Raw genomic sequence first — 23,357 nt, forward strand, 5'->3', positions numbered from 1 at the left:
ATTTCAGCGAAAGAATAGCACAGATTTCCTGAAATGAAAAATCCTCCCGTAAGTCAGGAGGATTAGCTGATATTTAGAAAAATTTAAATTATATTGTGTAGAAAGATTTGGGTAAATAATGGTAACGTTCTTCAGTTTTTTGAATAAAGCCTAAACCCGGAAAAGGGAGATGGTCTCCAAAAAACAACTGTTTTGTTGCAGATAATTTTTCCAATACCTGCTTTCTGGTTTTAATGCCTAATGCAAAGTCTGAATCAATCTGATTACCCCATTCCGGATGCTCTATTAATAAAATGTGCTGAAAAGTATCAGCGATATGAACCAACTCTTCTCCTTCAGATGAAATGGTAATTATGGTATGTCCAGCTGTATGTCCCGGAGCATTTTCAAGTTTTAGAAAACCAAATAACTCATCCTGGTCCTGATAAAAATTAAGCTTAGATTTTAAAGGTTCGAAATGTTGTCTTGCAAACTGAATTTCAAATTCAGAAAATTCATTTTTTGAACCTCTTGAAAAATCCGGTTCGTCAGACATCCAAAAGTTATATTCAGTTTCTGAAATGTAATAGTTGGCATTTTTAAAAACTAACAAGCCGTTTTTGTCGATCACACCTCCAATGTGGTCAGGATGTGCGTGCGTAAACACAATTTCTGAAATTTCTTCAGGACTAATCCCTAAGTTTTTCAGATTTCCAATCAATTTCCCACCCAAAGGAGACAACATTACTCCACTTCCTGTATCGATAAGAATATTTTTTTCATCTTTTTGAATGAGGAGAACATTTCCTGCAAGCTCTATTTTATCTTGCCGAAGCAGGTTATTTGTAAAGAAATTTTGTAGTTCCTGCTTTTGAACATTTGGAGCAAACATTGGCTGAATGTTTTCTATCTCAATGACACCATCCGTTACTACTGCCAAATTGAGTTCTCCCAAGTTGAATTTAAAGAATCCTGAATTTTTAATGTTTTTTGTATTATTCATTTTGATATATTTACAGGAACAAAATTATGTAAAGCAGCTTTCCAAAAGATATAACTATCCTTTTGTAAAGCGCTTTCTTCAAGGTAAGTATTGCATTTATTATGGCTAAAGTAACCGACGGTACAGAACAAAAAACTTGTATGGAAATAATGCTTCCGATACAGGACGCACTGGAAATTCTGAAAGGAAAATGGAAACTTCCCATTATCGTTTCTCTATCCTTTGGTAGCAAAAGGTTTAAAGAAATATCCAGGGAAATACCAAAAATTACTGATAAAGTATTATCAAAAGAACTAAAAGAACTGGAGACCAATTTCCTCATTACAAGAACAGTTCACGACACTTTTCCACCGACTGTAGAATATGAAATTACGGAACACGGTCTTTCTTTGGAAAAGGTAATTATGGAACTCAAAAATTGGGGTGTAGACCATCGAAAAAAGGTCATTGGCAATTAGAAATCAAACATAAAAATCCTCTAATCGATGACTAGAGGATTTGATTACCAATCATATTTATTATTTTAATTCAAATTCATATTTCTGAATTCCAGAGGTTTCATTCCCGTCTGTTTTTTGAATAATCTTGTAAAATACGAAGCATTTTCAAAACCTAATTCATAGGCAATTTCTGTAATGCCTTTTTCCTTCAGTCTTAAAAGATTTTTGGCTTCGGAAATTAGAAAGATATGAATGAGTTCCATTGCAGTTTTTCCGGTTTCCTGTTTCAATAAATCACTCAAATATCGTGGAGAAACAAAGAGCTGGTCAGCCAATTGTGCTACATTCGGAAGTCCGTTTTTTTCCAACTGACCTTCACTGATGAATTTTTTCAAAGCATCATTGAATTTTGAAGCGGTTTTCCCCGTCACCTGTGCCCGGTCGATAAACTGTCTTTTGTAAAAACGTTGCGCATATTTCAATATTGATGAAATGTGACTGAGAATAATTTCACGACTATATTCATCGGGATTATTGAAATATTCGCCTTTGATTTTCTCGTGAAGTTCCAAAATAATCTGCTCTTCTTTTGGCGAAAGATGCAACGCTTCGGTCACTTCATAATCAAAAAAGCTGTACTTTTCTATTTCTTTGAAAAGCTCGTGACCATTCAGATAATCCTCGTGAATCATCAACATATAGCCAGTTTCTTCAAATTCCAAATCTTTCATTTCGATGATTTGGCGTGGTTTTGCGAAAAACATACTGCCGTTGTTGTGGTCGTAGGGCATTCTGCCATACATAAAAACGCCGGATTTTATTCTCTTGAAAGCAATCACGTAACAATCTGTCGTGAATTCCCGATTTCCCAAAGTGCATTCTGATTGACAACCAATCATACTGAAAAGCGGATGTTCAGGAGCGCTCCAGGTATTGCCCAAATGCAGTTCGGTCAAGGTTTTATAATGTTGCATTGGATTTTAATTTTAATCTAATTTAAATAATATCTGAATTTTATCTTCAAAAAATGAAAGTTTTATTTCTAAAGATATTCTCATCTTAATGTCCGTGCGCTGAAATACTCACTTCTTTCCAGTTCTCAATATCTTCCAGACGTTTTTTATACACCTCATTCACAACGTGATAAGCGATTTTCCCGAACAATAATCTTTTTGGAGGATTTTGATTGTCAATTACATCTAAAATCGGTTGAACGGTAGCTTCCGGTTTTCCCCAGGTATCTGGATTGTCGCCCGATTCCGCAAATGCAGAACGCACCGGATTGTAATCTCTAATATCAGAAGAGGTCTGAACAGCCGATGCTCCAGCCCAATCTGTAGCAAAACCATTCGGTTCTATCAAAGTAGTTTTGATTCCCAAATGAGCCGTCTCGCTTCCCAAAGTTTCAATCAAGCCTTCTACTGCAAATTTTGATGCATTGTACAATCCTAAAAGCGGAATGGTCGTCAATCCCAAAAAGCTTGAAACCTGAATGATATGACCGCTTTTTTGCTTTCTCATTATCGGTAAAACCGCCTGTGCCACCCAAAGTGAACCGAAAAAGTTCGTTTCCATCTGGTCTCTCGCTTGTTGTTCAGTCGTCTCTTCCGTCGTTCCGAATAATCCGAATCCGGCATTATTTATCAAAACATCAATTCTCCCGAAATGTTTTTCAATCTTTTCTACCGTTTCAAAAACTTCTGAACGGTTGTTGACATCCAGTTGTAATTGTAAAATCTGGTCGCCATATTCCGCTTTCAAATCATCTAAAGCAGAAATATTTCTTGCGGTTCCTGCTACTTTATAGCCCCTTTTCAACATTGCTTCTGCCCATAGTTTTCCAAATCCTTTTGATGCGCCTGTTATAAAAATTACTTTGCTCATTGTTTTATTTTTTAGTGTTATTTTCTGAGACAAAGTTAGTTTCAACTTAAAAATTTAGGTAGTCCGTTTCAGCGAATTAATAGCACAAAATGACGTTGATAATATTTTTTTAATTTTAACTGAATGAAAAAAAAGCCCTTTGATTTTCATCAAAAGACTTCCTTGTTAAACTAAACACTACTATTTAAACACTATCAAATCGCTTGCGCCAAGGGAAAATCAACAGGAATCTGCGTATTGGCAAAAACATAATTGGTAAAACTTCTTAAAGCAATTAAAGCCGTCAAATCAATCAACGCTTTTTCATCGTAACCAGCTTCGAAGAAATTTTGTAATTCAGAATCCTCGGCTGAACCTTTGTTTTCGGCAATTGACTTTGCTAATTTTATTACTGAATTTAATTTAGAATCTGAATATTCTGCTTTTCTGATGGCAATCGATTCCTCTTCTGTAAATCCTCTCATTTTAGCAATCGTTGTGTGAGCTGCCAGACAGTAATCACAATCGTTGACCTGGGAAACAATCAGATTGATGGCCTCTCTTTCTTTTGCTGTAAACGATGAATCGTGAGAAAGCGTAGCTTCGGTTTCCAGCATTGCTTTTAGTGCTGACGAAGAATAGCCGATTGTGGCATAAAGATTTGGAATTTTTCCCATTTTTTTCTCAACGGATTCAAGAATAGTTTGGGATTCTGCTGAAAGTTGTTCTTTGCCTGGAACTGTAATTGTTTTCATTTTTTGATTTTGATTTTGATTTTGATTTAATGTTAATTATTATTTATTCAATTGATTTTTTTATTCGAAAGTCACATCCAAAATATCGATGGTTACCAAACTGAAATCTGTATTATAAGAGTTGTCAGAATCGTTCAGAACATAGATATTTCTTTTAGTTCCGGTATTCACGCCATTGAAATTTTTATAGTCCTCAATAATTTGTGTAGCAGAAGAACCACCCAAAACTTCAGGCCAGTAATCTTGGCGTTTCAATAATCCATTTTCATTGAAATAGAATATCTGACGTTTGCTGTGTGTGGCAAAACCTTCAGGATAAATCACTTCTAATCTGTCCAAAATTTCGCCGTTTTCATTCCAGGAATCGAGTTGGTTGATTTCAACGCCAGGAATCAGAAAATTGAATGGTGTTGTGGTGTAATTCCACGTTGCATAGCTGGAAAAATAAATCAGTTGAGCTCTCGTCCAAGGTGTTTCTACTGTATGAACTTCGAAAGATTCTCTCGGATTAATTAATTCGTCAATCAAATTTCCGTTTTCATCAAAAAGCTGAACTTTATTGGGTTCAAAAGTAGATTTATAACCTTCTTTAAAAATGTTTTTCCAGCCGCTTTTCTGTTCAGTCAGAGAACCTTCGAAGATGACATCCTCCAATGGATTTTCATAACCTTTCATTCCCCAAACCAAACCACCAATATTGGTATGGATTTTTACATTTTGAAATTTTGAAGCACTTTCTCCACCGTGCGCTTTAATTACTGTGTTTACTAATTCCTGTGTTGAAGTATTCATTGTCTTAATTTTTTATTGTTAATAATGATTGTTAAATGTTTCATTTTGTTGAGACAAAGTTCGGTCAACCATACCTCGACTTTCTTGCCCATTTGAGCGGAAGAATAGCACAGAAATACATTCAGTTTTGAAAATCAGAGAAATGTATAAGTGTTTCCCTATAATCATCAAATCATCTACAGCGGTTTGAAAGAAATTTGTACTCAGAAATATTAAATCATTTATTATGAAATCGCCATTAGCAAACGTTGCACTCAAACACCGATAAAAATTAAGGCGATAACATATGACAACTTAAAACAATAAAATCTACATATGAAAAAGACAGTATTAATAACAGGAGCATCATCAGGATTCGGAAAAGCATCTGCGAAATTGTTTCAAAACCAAGGCTGGAATGTTATTGCCGCAATGCGTTCTCCTGAAAAAGAAGAAGAATTAACAAACGGTGATAATCTACTTTTGGTGAAACTGGATGTTACAGATTTGGAAAATATCAGAAAGTGTGTTGAGCAAGGATTGGAAAAATTCAACTCGATTGATGTTCTCATCAACAGCGCAGGTTACGGCTTGATGGGCGTATTCGAGTCTTCGGACGAAAATCAGATTCAAAAGCAATTCGAAGTCAATGTTTTTGGTTTGATGAATATGACCAAAGTTGTTTTGCCTGCGATGAGAAAACAAAAAAGCGGGGTTGTCATCAATATTTCATCTTTCGGAGGTGTAACAGCAGGACCATTTGCCAGTTTATACAACAGTTCGAAATTTGCAGTCGAAGGTTTTTCGGAAGCCTTACATTTTGAATTGTCATCTTTTGGAATTTCCGTTAAAATTGTGGAACCCGGAAGCGTTGCGACCAATTTCAGAAACGGTATGGAGATGATTCAGAATACGATTGAAGATTACAATCCCGAATTGGCGGCCTTCATTCCAAAGTTTACAAAACGTACGGAACATTTACCAAAAGCGACAACAGAAGAAGTTGCAGAAACAATTTTTGAAGCGGCAACAGATAATCAACACAAATTGAGATATTCTATTGGAGACGATGCAAAGTTCTATATCGATTTGAAAAACAAAAATTCCGAAGAAGATTTTTTAAAACTGATGCAGGAATAATCTCTGAAAAAAGATTTAAATTTATCATTACAAATTCCAAGAAAATGCCGGAATCATTCATCAATATCCACTCGATTGCAGACCTACATCATTATTACAGTCTTGAAAGTCCGAAACATCCGATGGTTACTATAATCGACCTTACAAAAATAAAGAGAAAAGATGTGGATTTTGCCCATCATTTTTATCATCTGAATTTGTATACGGTTGTTTACAAAAAATTCCACGGCAGATTGAAATATGGCCGCTCAGATTATGATTTTCAGGAAGGCGCTTTGATGTTCACTGCACCTGACCAGGTAATGCAGCCAAGTGCTGATACTGAAATTGAGGAAGGTTGGTTTTTGGCGTTTCATCCGGATTTTATTTATGTTTCCGAATTGGGTAAAAAGATTCGGAACTATACTTTTTTCGATTACGGAAGTAATGAAGCACTGCACGTTTCTGATGAGGAAAAGAAAACGCTTGCGACGATAATTTCTACCATTGAAACAGAATATTCTAAAAACATCGACCGGCACACACAAGGTTTAATTTTAAATAATATTCAGCTACTTCTCAACTATTGCGACCGTTTCTACGAAAGGCAGTTTTTTACAAGGTCAAAAGTGAGCAGCGATATTCTTCAGGATTTTGAACATTTGCTCAATCAGTATTTTGATGATGAAAATCTGATTGACAAAGGCATTCCTGAAGTAAAATATTTCGCAGAAAAACTTCATCTTTCATCTAATTATTTATCTGACCTTCTCACGAAATATTCCGGGAAAACAACGATTGAACACATTCATCTCAAGTTGGTTGATAAAGCAAAAAACCTATTGCTTGGAACATCAAAATCCATCAGCGAAATTGCGTATGAACTCGGGTTTGAACATCCTTCTCATTTTACAAAAATTTTTAAAACGAAGACTGGGTTATCGCCACTTCATTTCAGGAAAAATTAGAAGTTTTTAATTTTATCAAATATTCTTAAACCTCAATTTTCGTCGGACTGTGACCAAACTGCTTTTTAAAAACATAAGAAAAATGCGAAAGGTCCTCGAAACCTAAATCAACAAAAATGTCTGATGCAGATTTGCCTTCTTTCATAAGGAAATGTGCTTCATTCAATCGTTTTTGTAAGATCCATTTGTGGGGCGAAGTTTGAAATACTTTTTCAAAATCACGCTTGAAAGTGGCAAGACTTCTTCCCGTCAAATAAGCGAAACGCTCGAGATTAACATTGTAGCGGTAGTTTTGATTCATAAACGCTTCCAAATCAATTTTAAATGGCTCTGAGAAATCGAACAGAATATCTTTCAGTTCAGGTTTCGTTTGCAGTAAAATTAGAAGAAGTTCTTTTATCTTTAAGTCTATTAGAGCTTGGTTTTTCAAATCACTTTCAAGAATAGTTTTTAATGAAGTCATAAAATTCTGAAGAACCGCATTGACCTCAATTGGAATAAGAGGTCTAGTAGCAACAGAATGTTCTGCTTCTAAATGATATTCTTTTGAAAAATTGATTAGATTTTCATCACTCAAATAAATATTCATACTTTCAAATACGCCATTTTCAGGAGGAATCTTGACAAATTTAACCAATTGGTTTTTTCTGATTAAATTGAAATCCCCAGAATTCACTGTATAATTTTCTTTGTCATCCGCCAACATAAAACTACCCGAAATCTGATACGAAAGCGTGTGTTTCGGAACGAAATTTTCGCCCTTTCTGCTCAGTTCGTGGTAGCAGGAGTAAACTATATCTGGTGTTTCCATCTTGTAATGATTATTAAAAGAAAAGCGTTATCTGTGGCGATAACGCTTTATCAAATTTACAAATTATTATCTCAAAATTGCTTTTGGTTCAAGATAAGCTTCCAAACCATAGGCGCCGTATTCTCTTCCAATTCCCGATTGTTTGAAACCGCCGAACGGCACCAAGGGGTCGTGGCTAAAGCCATTGATACAGATTCTTCCAGCATCAACTTGAGAAGCAACACGCATTGCTCTGTCTTCATCAGCTGAACTGACGTAAGCTGCCAATCCATAAGGTGAATCGTTGGCTATTTCTATCGCTTCCTGTTCAGTTTTGTACGGAATGATGGACAAGACGGGACCGAAAATCTCTTCCTGAGCTATTCTCATTTTGTTGTTCACATTGGTGAAGATGGTTGCTTTCACGAAGTTTCCTTCTTCAAGACCTTCGGGTTTTCCTTCGCCGCCTGCAAGTAATGTTGCACCTTCTTCCAATCCTATTTTGATATAATTTTGAACTCTGTCGAACTGTTTTACGCTGACCATCGGACCAATATTGGTGTTTTCGTTTTGAGGCAAGCCCACCACAATATTTTCAGCAACTGTTTTGGCAATTGCATTGACTTCGTCGAGTCTATTTTCCGGAACCAAAAGTCTTGTCGGAGCAATGCACGCCTGGGCACTGTTCATATAAGCGCCGTAAACGGCCATCGGAACTGCTTTGTCCAAATCTGCATCATCAAGAATAATGTTTGGAGATTTTCCGCCCAATTCCAAAGTGACCCGTTTCATTATGTCAACAGCTGTTTTTGCAATCAATTTTCCGACTGCGGTAGAACCTGTGAAAGAAATTTTGGAAACATCTGGATTGCCGGTTAATTCAGCTCCGACCACATTCCCCAAACCTGTTACAAAATTGATGATACCTTTTGGCAAACCTGCATCGTGAAAAGCTTCCATCAAAACTTGTGTCTGCAAAGCGCTCATTTCGCTCGGTTTGATGACAACAGTACATCCTGCGGCAATGGCTGTTGCTACTTTACTGCAAACCGAACTGTTGCTGGCATTCCAGGGAGTTATGATTCCGACTACGCCGACGGGTTGTAGTTTAACCAATGAAGAATTAATAGCTTTCTCGAATTCATAGGTGTTAAGCACTTCAATCATACTGTCGAACCAAGCGCCCGTATATTTAATGCTCATTGTGACGAATTGATGAGTGCCGCCGTATTCTTCAATCATGATGTCGATGAAATCCTGCTGTCTTTTTTCGACTGCTACTTTTAGTTTTGTTAAATAATCGATTCGTTCAGTCACCGTTGATTTAGAAAATGTTTTAAAAGCTTCTTTGGCGGCAGCGATTGCATTTTTCGTGTCGGTTTCGTCAGCCAATATCACTTCGCCAATCTTTTGATTATTGGAAGGATTGATAAGGTCGAAAATTTCTGCTCCGTGAGGCGTTACAAATTCGCCGTTGATGTAGATTTTATTTACTGTTTTCATTTTGATGATTTTAATGAAACAAATTTAGGACGATGATTTATCTTTAACTTTGTAGAAAAGCTCAAAATTGGTTTGTAAAAAAGGTCATTTCGAATATCAATTTTTAACCAAATGTTCTGGAATTTCTTTGCCTCTGGATGTAGCCCTTCTGAACAACAAAATACTGATTAGCAGTAGAGAGACTATTAAGAGATTGACCAAGGATAAAGTCTGAATATTTTTGATGTCAAATATATTAATCAAACCATATCCAACTAATGAACTTACTATATAAACACCTCCACCAGTCAGTCCGCTGGCAATTCCTGCGTTGGTTGTAAATCTCTGTAAACTGTAAGCGTAAGCATTGTTGAAAATAAATCCGGAAAGTAAATGAATCGATAAAGTAAATGCTAAAAGGAAAATTAAACTGTCATACTTTGAGGTAATGATGAGCATCAAAACTGCTATTATGATTTGAATAAAAACAGCCGTACTAATTTTTAGGAATAATCCTTTTTTAATTAATAATTTAGAAATAATCCCTCCACTCATCAACGCAATTCCAGAGGCTAAAGAACTGTAGCCCGTCACTACCGGCGTATAGCCATACACTTTTTCGATAATAAAAGGACTTGCCATTCCATAAATCACTAAAAGTGAATAGCTGAGCCCTATAATCATTAAAGCCAATATAAAATCCGGTGTTCCCAACATCTTTTTATAAACTGCAGAAATTTCTTTTCTCTTGAATTGCTGGAAGTTTTTTAAAGACTCTCCTGTGAATCTCAGCTCAAAAATCAAAACCGTCACCGTGAGAATACCTAAAAGATAAAAATTGGATTGCCACCCCAAATGCACCTGCAGATAACCGCCGATAAACGGAGCGACAATAGGAGCTGTAGCCCAGACGATGGAAAATAGACTGGTGTAATGTTTCAGCTTTTCGCCTTTATACATATCGACAAAGAAGGCTCTTTTCCCGACAATTATCAACGAAACCGTGATTCCCTGGATAATTCTCATCGCATAAATAACGTAGATATCTGGTACCGCAGCAATCGTAAAACTCGCCAATGAAAAAATAATGAGGGCAAAAATATTAATACTGTATCTTCCAAAACTGTCCAGAATACTTCCTATAAAAAGCTGACTGAAACCGGAACTGACCATAAAAAGCAGTAAAGAAAGTTGCACCTGCTGCATCGATACATTCAAATCTTTCGACATTGCCGGCAATGATGGAATGTAAATATCTGTCGTCAAACCTCCTAAAGGAATCAGTATAAATGCCAGCAAAGTGCTGATGTGAAGATATTTTAAGTTTTGTGTTTTCATAATATTTTTCGATTAATGGGTTATAGTTTTCTTTTATAAAAAACATCAATATCCTTTTTGGCTGGATAATTAGGAATGTCCGAAATATGATCGTTTAAAAAATCGTCAATAACTTTTTTAACCCTTTGATTATTATCATCTAATCCGTTCCAAAGCAAATGACCAACGCCTTTCACATACTGTACTCTCGTAATGTTAGGATTAATAGCCAGCAAATCCATAGGAGCATTTCTTTCGATGTAAGAGCTTTCGCCGATTAATAACATAGAAGGAACATTGTACTTCTGATAATTTTCAGCTAACACTTTTTTTGAAGCGTAAAAATTAACTTCTGACTTAATGATTTGGTTAACAGAAAAATTGATGACTCCGATATCTGCTTTGGGCATCCTGGCACTATCAATTTTAGGATAAGCCTCTGCAAATAAGCTCTGAATTAAATCTGGATGATCTTTAAGATAATTCACAATTTCATTTTGAGAGGCAAAATTTCCTTTTGGATTAATTAATAAGGAAATCATTACACGAACGGGTAATGAGACATCACTCACTGCAACAGGTTTTGAATTTGAAAAAATTCTTTGGTCATCAGGAATATCGCTTTGAAGTGTAACTCCAGGTTCGGCATATATTGCCTTAAAAATTCTTTTGCTGATCTTTTTATCAGATACTACATGAGCCAATAAAGAACCTCCATAAGATTGTCCGATGACGATATATTTTTTCGCGTTTATTACTTCTGTAATGGCCTCAAAATCTTTTATATTTCGTTGATGGGAATACTGTTCTTTTGGTAAAAACTCACTTCTACCCGCGCCTGCCTGATCATATAAGTAGACATCATAACCTTCTTTAGTAAACTCGGAAAAGAAATTGATTTCCATTTGCCGTGTGTAAGCACCCGGACCACCGTGTAAAAAGATGATTGGTGTTTCTTTTTTAGGAACGTTTGCAGAAGCTGAAAGTTTATAATAGGCAATCCTACTTCCTGTTTTTAAATTCCAAAATTGTGTAGGAACATTTGCGAAGTCTTTTTCTTTCTGAACAACATCAGAAGATCCTACAGGAATTAATGTATAGATTACAAATATTAAAAAAATCAGAAGTGAGAAAATCCAGCCAAGTTTTTTTACAGTTGACTTTAACCAATTGATTTTCCTTAATGTAACATAAAAAATTATGACCACTGCAATACTTAAAACCGCTGCGAGCTTACCTTGACCAAAGCCATTGGTGAAATAGATGCACACTCCATATAACAATAAAAATACAGTCAATAGAAAGATGGTTTGTAATAAAAATAAGATACTACCGGCAATTATTTTTTTTGGTGATTGATTTATTTTCATTTGGATTTTTTTAAATTTTGGATTGAATATAAAGAGCAAAATTTCATCAAAATCACTTCTTTACATTGAAATTGATTTTGATGAAATTTTCAGTTTCTTATATCATTGTTTGATATGTTTATCCGTGTGCTGCCTCAGAAACCTCTTTCCAGTCTGTCCAGGTCTGGATTTTTTCTGCGTAGACACGTTCCGTTTTTGGCAATCCTAATTTTCCTAAAAATAAACGCAATGGAGGATTATCGCTGTCGATTAATTTAAGAATTGCTGGAACGGTCGCTTCCGGTTTTCCGTAATCTTCAGGTAAAAGACCTTCCATTTCTCCTAAAGTTGATTTTAAAGCATCATAAGCAGGAATTGCATCGCCATAAACTGCAGATGTCCCGCCAAAATCTGTTGTATAACCATTCGGCTCAATCATCGTAACATTTATTCCAAAATCTTTCACTTCACTTGCCAAAGCTTCGCTGAAACCTTCTACAGCAAATTTAGTTGCGTTGTAAATCCCTAACGTCGGTAAACTCCAAACTCCGAGAACACTTGAAAGCTGAATAACGTGCCCACTACCCTGTTCTCTGAAAATTGGCAAAGCTGCTTGAGTTACCCAAAGTGTTCCAAAAACATTGGCTTCGAAAACGTCTTTTGTGACTTTCTCCCCAACTTCTTCAACCGCTCCGAAAACGCCGTAACCTGCATTATTAATGACCACATCTAAACCTCCGAAATGGTCTTTTGCTTTTTGCACGGTTTCATAAACTGATTTTCTGTCTGTAATATCTAAAGAAAGAGGTAAAAATTGGTCGCCATATTGTTCAGCCAGATCTCTAAAAGCATCTGCGTTTCTAGATGTTGCAGCTACTTTGTCTCCCCTTTTAAGAAAAGCTTCTGTCCAAAGTTTTCCGAATCCTCTTGATGCTCCTGTGATAAAAATTGTTTTTTGCATTTTGTTAAAATTTTAATTGTTAATTGTTTAATTTTGATAGGACAAAGTTATCTCAACCTAATGCTGATGGTCTAACCCAAATCAGCGGAAGAATAGCACAGAAATACGAAACCATTTTTTATGCTGCCTGGAATAATTAAGATTTAAAACTATTAACCTTTGATTTAAAACTGACTATGGAAAAAATCAACCATTACAAAAGCATTACCGAGCTCCACAAGAAGAGCGGTTTTGAAACTCCAAAACATCCTTTATTAAGTTTGATGACCTGCAAAGAATTGATGACTTACTCCGTAGGAGAAGACAAGTTTACCGGAGATTTTTATATGGTGGCTTTAAAAAAGATCAGGTCTGGTTATGTTCTCTATGGCAAAACGAAATATGACCACAGCAATGGTTCTACGGTTTTTATGAAGCCAAGACAAATTATTGAAGTGAGCAATGTTCAGTTTGCAGAAAAGGGTTTTGTGATGTTTTTTCACGAAGATTATCTTGCGGGACATCCGCTTTTTGAGCAAATCAAAAAATATGGATATTTCGAATATGAGATTAATGAAGCTTTACATCTTTCACCGGCTGAGGAATTGATAATGTGGGAACTGTACGATAAAATTAGAAAAGAATACGATGAAAATTCGGATGAATTCAGTCGTGAAATTATTCTTTCTCACATTGATTCCATTCTTAAATATTCTGACCGATTCTACAAAAGACAATTTATCGACAGAAGTTTGAATGTTTCCGGAACAATGGTAAAAAAGTTCCAAAAAATAGTGGATGCTTATTTTGAAAAAGATTTGCATTTAAGAGAAGGTTTACCCACTGTAAATTATATGGCCGGAAAACTTTCTGTATCAACCCGATATCTAAGTGATGTTTTAAGACAGGAAACCGGTAAAACGGCTCTTGAACATATTCATATTTATCTCATTAAGGAAGCGAAAAATCTATTATTAAGTTCAGAAAACAATGTTGCTGGAATTGCCTATGATTTGGGATTTGAAAGTCCTTCTTATTTTACGAGACTATTTAAGAAGATTGTGGGGGTAACGCCTATACAGTTTCGAGATAAAGTTAATATCTAATTCTTTTTGGCTGTGATATTACATATATGACAAAATACGATATAACTAAAAGCTGTAGCGAGAGCGCAATGTAAGCTGATCTATTTTATAGTATGTCCATTTATCATTATTTTATTTTTATCATATCTTTAAAAATGAGTTCATTGTAAGTTGTTGATAACCTGTAATATACTATTAATATCCTCTGATAAATAGTTTAAATAGAGTCCTGTCAAGTTCACAAACATCTAAATGGCTCCAATTTAATCTAAATTGGAGCCATTTTTTTTTGTTTTTGATTCCGGAATAAGCCAGATTAGCATTTTTTATTGCTTTAATAAATTTAGGTTCGAAACACAAAAAAATAATTTTTAGTAAATGACACCTATTTCTCACTTAAATCTCTATCAAGCCAGGCTCTCCAAAAAATAAAAATAAGCGCCAGTAGACCAAATCCAACACCCACCCAAGGTGTAGCGGATATTCCATACTGACTAATAAACCAACCTCCGGTAGCAGTACCTAATGAAACTCCTAGATTTCCAAATGATGTCTGCAAACTATTAGCAAATTCCTTTGCATCTGACGCTGCCGATACCATATGCCCGACACCTATCAGGAAACAAGGTCCGTACATAATTCCCCAAAATCCGACCACGACTGCTATGCTGAGCATTGAGCCATCTGTATATTGAAATGCAAATGGAAGAAGAAACGTACCAGCAAGGAAAAACAAAGTGGTCCAGATCATATACTTCCCTAATAAGCGACCTGCCAAAAAGTTTGAGATCACACCCATTACACCAAATAATAAAAGCATATAACTGATTTCCTGTGTACTTAATCCTTTATCTCTCGACAAATAATCTGCAAAATAACTGTATGAGCAGAACCATGCAGTGATTAGCAGTAGATTTACTGCCGTTCCAGCAATGAACTTTGGTCTTGTCAAAATACCCACTTGGCTTTTAAAAGACCTCACTTCTTGGTCAGGCATCGAAGGCAAATATTTATAAATGCTGATCAGTGTTATCAAGATCAATAATCCTTGAATAACGTAACTCCACTGCCAGGAATAAATACTTGCTATAAATGTGGTGAAAGGGATCAAAGTTACCTGAGCAAGTGCAATTCCACCGATAATAATACTGGTCAATCTCATCTGCATTTGAGGAGAAGCATCTTTGGTCGCAGCTGCAATGACCATTGAAAAGAAAGCCGGATGCAGAAGTGTTGGCAATATTCTAAGTATCATCAGCAACCAGAAGGGTGGGCTGAAACTTGAGAAGAAATTTGAGATCAAGAACAATCCAAGAGCATACATCATAATTTTCTTCTTGTCAAATTTTGAAAGATACAAGACCATAAATGGCCCTGTAAGCGCAATCGTTAATGCGAATGCACTTAATAATTAGCCTGCCGTTGCTATATTTATTTTGTAATAGTCAGCAATCTGAGGCAAGATGCCGATGACACCAAATTCTGTACTGATGATTCCGATAACGCCGAGACATCCCATATACGCTATCTTTTTGTTGAGACTTAAATCCATATTAAACTGAACGGTTTAAAAAAGGTTAAAAAAATATTGTTTGTTATCATTTACTTGAAAATACTATTATAATTAGGCTTTGATCATTTGGATCAAGGTTTCAATCATATCGTAGATGGTCTTGCGGTTTTTGTTCAAAGCATAATTTTTGAAAAGTGCGCTGGAAGAACCGGAAAGAAAAGCAGCCGTAAATTTTGGATCGAGATCACCTTTTATACGACTTTGCTCTTGCCCTTTCTCTATAATTTCAAAATAGATCTTTTCAATCTTTTTTTCATTGCCAGCCAACAACATTCTGACATCTTCATCAGTCAAAGCTACTTCAAAGGCTATTTTAACAGCCAGACATGTTCTTTCCTCGCTTATGCTCTGGTCAATTGCTAACCGTAATGTCTTTCTTAATGTTTCAATGGCATCGGATTGCGAATCATTTAAGACACTTTCATATTCTGAAACCTTAGACTTCATATACTTGGTCAGGCATTTAATGAGCAGCGCTTTCTTATCACCATAAGTTGGATAAATACTGCTTCGGTTGATTCCCATACTAGTCTCAAGGTCAGTAATAGAAGTTGAATGAAATCCCTGCTTCCAGAAAAGTTCTAGTGCGATGTCCAATTTCTGCTCGTAATCAAATTCCTTATTTCGTCCCATGATTCAGCAAAGGTAAATAATAAACTGTTCGGTTTAAAATAAATATTTAATTATTTTTAGATTGTATAAGCCTACAAAAGAACAATGTTTAACAATATCTCAAGTTTAAATCATATTAAATAGTATAATTTATATACTACTTAACACCTTCAAAATATTATCTATATCTGCTAATAGATGATTTGAATAGAGTCCTGTCAAGTTCCCAAGACAGGATTACACACTTTTTTGAAATCCAAAATTCTTGATCAATAATTAATTAAATTTTTCGCTATCACTTTGGATATGGTACATAACCGATAAATTTAACTTATTAACCTTTTCTAAAAAGACTAAGCAGCTTTATTATAACCTGCAATTATGTAATTTATCTCTATCAAAAAGACACTCTAAGACAAACAATACTGAGAACTGGTATACTTTCATATTGTATAACGTAGCACTATAATTTAATCTATAGTTTGAGATTATCTCATACATAATAAATTAAATATGATGAGTGCTTATGAAAAAGATTTCTTCACAAAAAAAGATTCAGAAAAAAAGATCGGAGGATAGAAACATAGACTTTTCGCAGAATACCTTAAAAAAAGTTTCTTTCGAAAGATCTAAAAAGATTCTTACGGAATCTGGGTTAAATCCAACAGATGATGAAGTTAAGAGTATAATGGATTTTGCACATCAGTTGGCAAATCTAATAATCAAGAACTATATTTTAAAATAATTTCACTACATTAGCCTGATAGCCATAATGTTAACATAAAACCTACCACTATGCTAATAGCAGATTTATATATTAGAGTTTCTACAGATGAACAAGCTGACAAAGGCTATTCACAAAGAGATCAGCATGAAAGATTAGAACGCTATTGTAATCAAAATCAAATCGCGATCGGTCAGGTGATCTTTGAGGACCACTCCGCAAAAAATTTTAATAGACCAGAGTGGACAAAATATATTAATCACATTAAAAAAAGAAGTCTAAAATCAAATTTAGTTCTATTTACTAAGTGGGATCGCTTTAGCAGAAATGCTGGCGATGCTTATCAGATGATCAAATTGCTACTAGGCAACAACATTTCACCCCAAGCGATTGAGCAGCCTCTTGATATGTCTATTCCGGAAAATAAGATGATGCTGGCAATCTATTTGGCAGCTCCGGAAGTTGAGAATGATCGCAGAGCCTTAAATACTTTTTATGGGATGAGAAGAGCTCAGAAAGAAGGCAGGCTTATGGGAACAGCCTCGTATGGATATGTCAACAAGTGTACAGAGGATGGTAGAAAATATGTCGGTCTAAAAGAGCCAGAAGCTTCAAATATGCTCTGGGCATTTAATGAGATAGCTAAAGGCAAATATGCCATCAATCAAATCAGGCTGAAGATGAATGCTATGGAGGGTGCAAACATCAGTAGTACATCATTTTACAGGGCAATTAAAAATCCTATGTACTGTGGAAAAATTTTTATTAAAGCCTACAAGGATGAAGAAGCCTGTCTTGTTGAGGCTACCCATGAAAGTTTGATCTCGGAATCACTGTTTAATAAAGTACAGAAAGTAATAAGTGGAAAAACTTGGGAAGAAAGACCGCAAGGAAAAATAATTGCCCATAACCATTTTCCATTAAGAGGCTTTTTAAAATGTCCAAAATGCGGAGGCCACGTTACCGGTAGCGGATCGAAAGGTAAAAAGAATGTCTATTATTATTATCACTGCAAATCCAGATGTGGATACAGATATAGCTCTGACATAGTTAATGATGCATTTATAAAAGAGTTAAAAAAATATGAGTGTCATAATGGGTTTGGTGAACTTGTTAAAGAAATACTTTTGATCAATTTTAAAAATATTCATCAAGGTCTCGACGATAAGAGAAAAGAAATTTCTTCAAAAATTATCAACTTGAATAATCGTCTAAATAGTGCTAGAGAAAAATATCTAGAGGACAAATTGGATTTTGAAGATTATCAATTGATTAAAAATGAAAGTAAAAAGAAAATAGATGAATTGGAAATTGAGCTACAGAATCAAAAGCTGACCGGTAAAAATAGTGATATCAGAACAAAACTTGATCAAGTGCTAAAAGTATTACCAAATCTCTCTCAACTCTATGCTACCGGAGATTCGGACACTAAAAAAACGGTAATGTGTTCGATTTTTGCCGAAAAACTCGAATTTCACGAAACAACTTTTCGAACACCCCAGATCAATTCCGCACTATCGCCTATCTTGTTAATTAACAATGAATTAAAAAGTAAAAAAAAAGTAAAAATCACTCCTAAAAGTGATTTTTCCCGCCAAGTGACTTCGAAGGGATTCGAACCCCCAACCCTCGGAGCCGAAATCCGATATTCTATCCAGTTGAACTACGAAGCCGATTTTATATCATTGATAAATGATAATTTATAAGTGATATTGTAATCATTCATCAATTATCATTTACCAATTATTATTTTAGAACGTAATCTTCACCCCTCCTACAACCTGCGCACCAAGAACTTTATAGCCTTTGTACGTTTGGTATTTTGAGCTTAGAAGATTGTTTCCGAGTGCAAAAATACTGAAATTTTTGTGAATTTTGTACTCTGCAGATAAGTTTAAATCTGCATAGCCACCAACTTTGTCATTGGTATCTTCAGTTGACTGGAAAATCATAGACGGACTTCCCACTCCTTCAAGCATATACGAATTTGTCGTTCTGTCTGTCGCGAAAATTCCTTTAAAGCCTAAAGACAATTTTTTCTCGAACATCGTATATTTTGCACCGATGCTTCCTGTAACTAAAGGAACATTATAAATATTTTCGTAATTTTTTAAATCGTACTTTAAAAATCTTACATCAGCATCTACAATCAGGTTTTCCAATGGGAAATATTGCAAGCTACCTTTAATGTCGCTCACATTTCCATCATCATAAATTGTAGAAAAAGTATTCGCAAAATCATAACCAGGTCTATCTAAAGTAAACTCGTTGGTAAAAAGATTATTCGCTCCGAAGAACATAATATTTTTCATTTTTCCGAATCCTGCAGAAACATCATATTTAAAAGTTTCGTCGATATCCCCTCTCAAACCTGCATAAAAATGATACTGTGTTTCAGTTGGTTTCAACATTTGGTCAGAAACCAAGAATGGATTCTCCTGTAACAATTCAGCATACGTATTTAGTTTTAAACCACCGTCAACTCCACCATAGAATTTAAATTCTTTAGAAGCTGCCACCTGAAATTCAGCCTGTGGAAACCAATATGTTTTATTATTTTTAAGTTCTTCTGCTAAAATCAAATTAGAATTTCTTGCATTTAAAAAGTTAAATGAAGAACCTAACATTAAATAAGATTCACCTTTAGCAAAGGTTACTTTTGGAGCAATATCTGCATTGAAAAACGTTGAAGAATTTTTGTTTAATAAAGCAAAATCTGTCTTTACCGTTTCCAAGCCTAATCCTAAGTCAGCATTCATTACAATTCCGTTGTCTGAAAGCTTTACAGCATGCTTTGAAAGATTAGCTAAAATGGAAGCCTGATTTTCTTTTGCATCAAAATGATCGCTCAAAAATGAAGATTTTACTCTTACATCATTCAGAATTTCATTAGAATAAAAATCATAGTAACCATTTACCTTAAACTGATTTACTTTTTGTTGTAAATCTACATCTGCAGAAGGATTTACAGCATAAATTCCATAATAATTATAGTTATTTAAACCATATTCAGCATTTACATTAATCTTCCCTTTTTCACCATAAGAATTTAAGAAAGCTCCCAATGTTGCCGAACTTTGCTTAGAATCCCAAGGATAGACTTTTTTCAGCCCGTTTGTAGATAAGACATGAACATCTGCCCCAACTTCTAACTTATTCTCTAAAGTTGTAGAAATATTAGCATCAGCTAAAATCTTCCCGTAATTCCCCATTCCAATTTGGAAATAGTTATTTTGAGCCGTTCCGTCAAACTTTGGAGTTACATCTTCACCCTGAATGGTAGAAGTTTTAAAATCTGAAACCGCAGGAACATCTGTAATAGTATATTTTACCGGATTCGCAGATTTCTCTTCAGGCGGATAATTTTTCTCTATTGCTACAGAAGTTTTCTTCTTCTCGATTTTCTTTACTTCCGGTTCTCTTTTCTTGTTAAGAATCAGCTTTTCTTCTCTGATCTGAGAAAACGCCACAGACGAGATTCCCAGAAATAATATAGATAGTATTTGAATTTTCTTGTTCATATATATTGTATTAATGTATAAAGTAAAAAGTATTAATGATTAAATCACATGAATACATTTTACATAAATACGACAGTACATTTTATTTTTTAATCTGCTTTTTAACGTCCTTCGCTTCTGCAACAATTTCAGGAAAATCTGCATAGTTTGAGATAATCTGGTCGCAAGTATAACTCGCCTGATAATTATCTTTCAGACCGATGTAATTCTTCGCCATCAAAACCAGTGCTTTTGCTCCCCAATAATCTTCTGATGCGTAATTGTTGGCAATTTTAAAGATCGTTTCATTGGAAGACTTATAAGCTTTCGCTTTATTTTGATAAAATGCTTTTGCATAGAAAGCTTCTGCTGCCACTTCGGTGTTTGAAGATTTTTCAAGAATTGTATAAGCAGTTTGAGCATCTTTATCTTTCCCTGAATTCATTAAGCTTCTTGCCTTAATTACTTTTGCAGTTTCAATAACTGCAGCAGAGTTTTTGTTGTTGGCAATTACAGCGTTGGCTAATTTTTCAGCTTCCGAGAAATTCTTTTCTTCAGCATACATTTTCATCAACTCAACATTAGCATAATTTTTAACGTTGACGTTGGATGAATTTTTAATATTTTCTAAATACTTTTTAGCTTCAGCAGAATTTCCTTGAGCAAGATAAATTTGAGAAACTCGAGTTGCCGCATCATCCTGATAATCGTTCTGAACATTTGCTACTTCCTGAAGAACTAATAATGATTTTGTAGGATTATTGGTCTGATAATAACTTTCTCCCAACTCATATTTAGCCTGATAAAGGCCTTCACCTGTAGGATTTTGAGTTAAATATTTCTCGTAATAAGAGATTGCATTTTTATAATCTTTCTTTGTGAAATACTGTTTTCCGGTTGATAAGTTGATTTCATCAATTTCAGAAGCATCGATATTTACGCCTATATTTCTTGCGAAATCAGCGTAACCTGAAACATCCCCATTTTTAGTGAAAATTGGTTTTGCAGCCTGAACAATTTTTTGAGCGTAAGCTGTGTTTTTATACTGTTCACCAAGAGATTTTAATTCAGATAACGCTTTATCACTTTGATTTTGGTCAATGTAATTCTGTGCTCTGTAAATTGAAGCATTCGCTACCAAATCTTTATCGGAAGAAGATTTAATTACTTTTCCGAAGAAATCATTTGAATTGGTAAAATCATTCTGAGCGGCATAAGCCACTCCAATTTCATATTGTGCATCATCAATATATTCTGAGGCAGGATATTTAGAAATTAATGATTTTAAGTTAGTGATTTTTGCAGCTTGATCATCTTTAAATCCTAAAGCCAAAGCTTTTTGGTATAAAGTATAGTCTGTTGCATCTTCGTTTTTATCGTAAATCGCAATCGCACGATCCAAATCGTTATTAGCGTAATTAATATCTGCTAAACGAAGTTCGGCATCATTTTTAAACTCAGGTTTTGGATTTTTTAAATATTGTGTAAAATATTGTTCTGCCTGATCGAATTTTTTAGATTTAAAATAAGCATATCCCAAATCGTAAGAAAGTTGTTGCTTTTCAGGGAAAGTTGCGTTGGTCAATTTTTCGTAACGTACGATTGCAGAAGGATAATTTCCTTTCTGATAATACACCTGACCCAGCCAATACAAAGCTCTGCTGTGGAATTCTTTATTTAAATCGAATTCTAAACTTCTGAGGAAATATTTTTCAGCTTCGTCGAAATTCCCTTTATTGAATTCTTCCGTTCCCAAAAGATAAGAAACTTCCTGGTCTACTTTATCGGTTTCAGGAGTTGAGTTTGGCAATTTATCAATTGCATTCAGTGTTTCTTTAAAGTTCCCGGAATACAGATAAGATTTCACCAAAAGTGATCTCATTTCTGCCGTTTTCGCATCGCTATTATTAATGGTAATATAATTCTGAATAACCGTTGTTGGGCTTTCAAATGGGTTACCAATATCGTAACTTAGTTTTGCATATTGTTCGTGCGCCAGTTTTTTAACACTCGCATCATAATCCATCTGATAAGACGAACGGAATGCAGAAAGTGCTTCCTGCTTTTTCTCAACCGCCAAATAAGCATTTCCTAATTGATAATAAGCATTCTGAGCCAAAGCCGAATTACTGTTTAATAATTGATTGTAATAAGAAACCGCTTCGTCATATTTTTTAAGCTGCGCTGCAACAAATCCCATTTCATACAGATCATTCTCAGAAGGATTCGATTGTACCGCTAAATAATCCTTCAAATGTGGATACGCCGAATTGTAATCATTTTTCATGAAATAAGATTCACCAATGATTTTGTGTACCTCCGCTTTATAAGAAGCTGAAATATCTTCATTCAACAAAGCATTTCCTTCCGAAATTGCTTTATCATAATCTTTATCATTATAATACATCTGCACATAGTACGGACGCACCAATTTTGAATATTTAGGCTGATCTTTTACCGAATCAAAATACTGAAATGCCTGATCATTCTGTCTTTTAGAATAATATAAATGTCCCAACATATAAGCGATGTCGCCTTTTTGAGATTCATCGGCAGTTTTGTGAGCTTCTTCCAATGCATCAATCGCACCTTTAGAATCGCCCATCATAAATTTAGCGTACCCCAATTTCAGAATATATTGTGTATTTTCTTCTTTGGTTAATTGATATTGATTAACTTTCTTTAAGGTTTTTAAAGCCTCCTTAAAATCTTTTTTAGCTAAATAATAATCCGCCAAAGGTAAGTTTGCCTGTGCAAAATAGGCAGAATTAGGATATTCTTTCATAAAAGCCGTCAATCCGTCTTCTGCATGATTTTTCTGAAGAATAACTCCAATGACGTTATCAAAAAACTGCGCAGCTTCTTTTTTCGACTGCTCCAGATTCTGATTATAGAAATACTGTCGTGCATATTCGTATTGAGAAGCGTTGTATATTTTTGTCTGATAAAGATTCTGAGCTAAGTTAAACCTATAGTTTTCCTTTTGGGTAAAGTATTGAGACTGTTGCGCTTCGGAAACTCCGAAATAGAAAACAGCAGCCGCTAAAAGTATTTTTTTTGATTTCATTAATATCAAATTTAAAAATG

The 23,357-nt window shown here is 34.9% G+C and carries 18 protein-coding genes, 1 tRNA gene and 2 pseudogenes; 6 read left to right on the forward strand and 15 right to left on the reverse strand.

What is annotated here, in order from left to right:
- Positions 1-88: 88 nt before the first annotated feature.
- Entirely contained in the window at positions 89-982 is an 894-nt protein-coding gene (locus tag B5X64_RS16015; RefSeq protein ID WP_079466194.1) for an MBL fold metallo-hydrolase, read from the reverse strand.
- 101 nt (positions 983-1,083) lie between these two features.
- On the opposite strand from B5X64_RS16015, the gene B5X64_RS16020 reads away from it, so the two are divergent.
- The gene (locus B5X64_RS16020) at positions 1,084-1,440 is read left to right on the forward strand and encodes a winged helix-turn-helix transcriptional regulator (protein WP_079466195.1); all 357 of its coding nucleotides are present in this window, start codon (positions 1,084-1,086) and stop codon (positions 1,438-1,440) included.
- Between the two features lie 65 nt (positions 1,441-1,505).
- On the opposite strand, the gene B5X64_RS16025 is transcribed toward B5X64_RS16020, so the two are convergent.
- The 4 genes from B5X64_RS16025 to B5X64_RS16040 form a co-directional block, all read right to left on the reverse strand.
- Entirely contained in the window at positions 1,506-2,396 is an 891-nt protein-coding gene (locus B5X64_RS16025; protein WP_079466196.1) for a helix-turn-helix domain-containing protein, read from the reverse strand.
- An 85-nt stretch (positions 2,397-2,481) separates the two neighbouring features.
- Positions 2,482-3,306: an SDR family NAD(P)-dependent oxidoreductase gene (locus B5X64_RS16030; RefSeq protein WP_079466197.1), complete on the reverse strand. Its 825-nt coding sequence runs from the start codon at positions 3,304-3,306 to the stop codon at positions 2,482-2,484.
- Between the two features lie 194 nt (positions 3,307-3,500).
- The gene (locus B5X64_RS16035) at positions 3,501-4,040 is read right to left on the reverse strand and encodes a carboxymuconolactone decarboxylase family protein (protein WP_079466198.1); all 540 of its coding nucleotides are present in this window, start codon (positions 4,038-4,040) and stop codon (positions 3,501-3,503) included.
- Positions 4,041-4,100: 60 nt separating this feature from the next.
- Positions 4,101-4,832 (reverse strand): hypothetical protein, encoded by a 732-nt coding sequence (locus B5X64_RS16040; RefSeq protein WP_079466199.1) that lies wholly within the window; start codon positions 4,830-4,832, stop codon positions 4,101-4,103.
- A 315-nt stretch (positions 4,833-5,147) separates the two neighbouring features.
- Here B5X64_RS16040 and B5X64_RS16045 point away from each other — a divergent pair, with 315 nt between their 5' ends.
- Together B5X64_RS16045 and B5X64_RS16050 are read left to right on the forward strand one after the other, a co-directional pair.
- Positions 5,148-5,951, forward strand: a complete 804-nt coding sequence (locus B5X64_RS16045; protein ID WP_079466200.1) for an SDR family oxidoreductase — start codon at positions 5,148-5,150, stop codon at positions 5,949-5,951.
- A 44-nt stretch (positions 5,952-5,995) separates the two neighbouring features.
- Positions 5,996-6,898: a helix-turn-helix domain-containing protein gene (locus B5X64_RS16050; RefSeq protein ID WP_079466201.1), complete on the forward strand. Its 903-nt coding sequence runs from the start codon at positions 5,996-5,998 to the stop codon at positions 6,896-6,898.
- A 25-nt stretch (positions 6,899-6,923) separates the two neighbouring features.
- Here B5X64_RS16050 and B5X64_RS16055 read toward each other — a convergent pair whose 3' ends face one another.
- The 5 genes from B5X64_RS16055 to B5X64_RS16075 form a co-directional block, all read right to left on the reverse strand.
- Positions 6,924-7,709: a helix-turn-helix domain-containing protein gene (locus B5X64_RS16055; protein WP_079466202.1), complete on the reverse strand. Its 786-nt coding sequence runs from the start codon at positions 7,707-7,709 to the stop codon at positions 6,924-6,926.
- Between the two features lie 66 nt (positions 7,710-7,775).
- Positions 7,776-9,191 (reverse strand): aldehyde dehydrogenase family protein, encoded by a 1,416-nt coding sequence (locus B5X64_RS16060; protein ID WP_079466203.1) that lies wholly within the window; start codon positions 9,189-9,191, stop codon positions 7,776-7,778.
- A gap of 96 nt (positions 9,192-9,287) precedes the next feature.
- Positions 9,288-10,508, reverse strand: coding sequence for an MFS transporter (locus B5X64_RS16065; protein WP_079466204.1), 1,221 nt, complete (start codon positions 10,506-10,508; stop codon positions 9,288-9,290).
- Positions 10,509-10,528: 20 nt separating this feature from the next.
- A complete protein-coding gene (locus B5X64_RS16070; protein ID WP_079466205.1) occupies positions 10,529-11,857 on the reverse strand; it encodes an alpha/beta hydrolase family protein in 1,329 nt (442 codons plus the stop codon).
- Between the two features lie 118 nt (positions 11,858-11,975).
- Complete coding sequence (locus B5X64_RS16075) at positions 11,976-12,797, reverse strand: SDR family NAD(P)-dependent oxidoreductase (RefSeq protein ID WP_079466206.1); 822 nt, start codon at positions 12,795-12,797, stop codon at positions 11,976-11,978.
- A 176-nt stretch (positions 12,798-12,973) separates the two neighbouring features.
- Between B5X64_RS16075 and B5X64_RS16080 the strand changes: the two genes are divergently transcribed.
- Positions 12,974-13,882, forward strand: a complete 909-nt coding sequence (locus tag B5X64_RS16080; RefSeq protein ID WP_079466207.1) for a helix-turn-helix domain-containing protein — start codon at positions 12,974-12,976, stop codon at positions 13,880-13,882.
- Between the two features lie 364 nt (positions 13,883-14,246).
- On the opposite strand, the pseudogene B5X64_RS23265 reads toward B5X64_RS16080, so the two are convergent.
- Positions 14,247-15,260, reverse strand: a pseudogene (locus B5X64_RS23265) (MFS transporter); the annotation flags it as partial.
- Positions 15,261-15,485: 225 nt separating this feature from the next.
- On the reverse strand, positions 15,486-16,067 hold the full coding sequence (locus B5X64_RS16090; RefSeq protein ID WP_079466208.1) for a TetR/AcrR family transcriptional regulator: 582 nt from the start codon (positions 16,065-16,067) through the stop codon (positions 15,486-15,488).
- A 505-nt stretch (positions 16,068-16,572) separates the two neighbouring features.
- Here B5X64_RS16090 and B5X64_RS16095 point away from each other — a divergent pair.
- Together B5X64_RS16095 and B5X64_RS23370 are read left to right on the forward strand one after the other, a co-directional pair.
- Entirely contained in the window at positions 16,573-16,791 is a 219-nt protein-coding gene (locus B5X64_RS16095) for a hypothetical protein (protein WP_123920889.1), read from the forward strand.
- A 50-nt stretch (positions 16,792-16,841) separates the two neighbouring features.
- A pseudogene (locus B5X64_RS23370) lies at positions 16,842-17,834 on the forward strand (recombinase family protein); the annotation flags it as partial.
- Positions 17,835-18,369: 535 nt separating this feature from the next.
- On the opposite strand, the gene B5X64_RS16105 reads toward B5X64_RS23370, so the two are convergent.
- From B5X64_RS16105 to B5X64_RS16115, 3 genes are all read right to left on the reverse strand, one after another.
- Positions 18,370-18,443 (reverse strand) — tRNA-Arg (locus tag B5X64_RS16105).
- A 78-nt stretch (positions 18,444-18,521) separates the two neighbouring features.
- Positions 18,522-20,291 carry a TonB-dependent receptor gene (locus B5X64_RS16110; RefSeq protein ID WP_079466210.1) on the reverse strand — a complete coding sequence of 590 codons (1,770 nt, stop codon included), beginning with the start codon at positions 20,289-20,291 and terminating at the stop codon, positions 18,522-18,524.
- 82 nt (positions 20,292-20,373) lie between these two features.
- The gene (locus B5X64_RS16115; protein WP_079466211.1) at positions 20,374-23,337 is read right to left on the reverse strand and encodes a tetratricopeptide repeat protein; all 2,964 of its coding nucleotides are present in this window, start codon (positions 23,335-23,337) and stop codon (positions 20,374-20,376) included.
- Positions 23,338-23,357: the final 20 nt, after the last annotated feature.

It is taken from the genome of Chryseobacterium balustinum (assembly GCF_900168205.1).
GTDB lineage: Bacteria > Bacteroidota > Bacteroidia > Flavobacteriales > Weeksellaceae > Chryseobacterium > Chryseobacterium balustinum.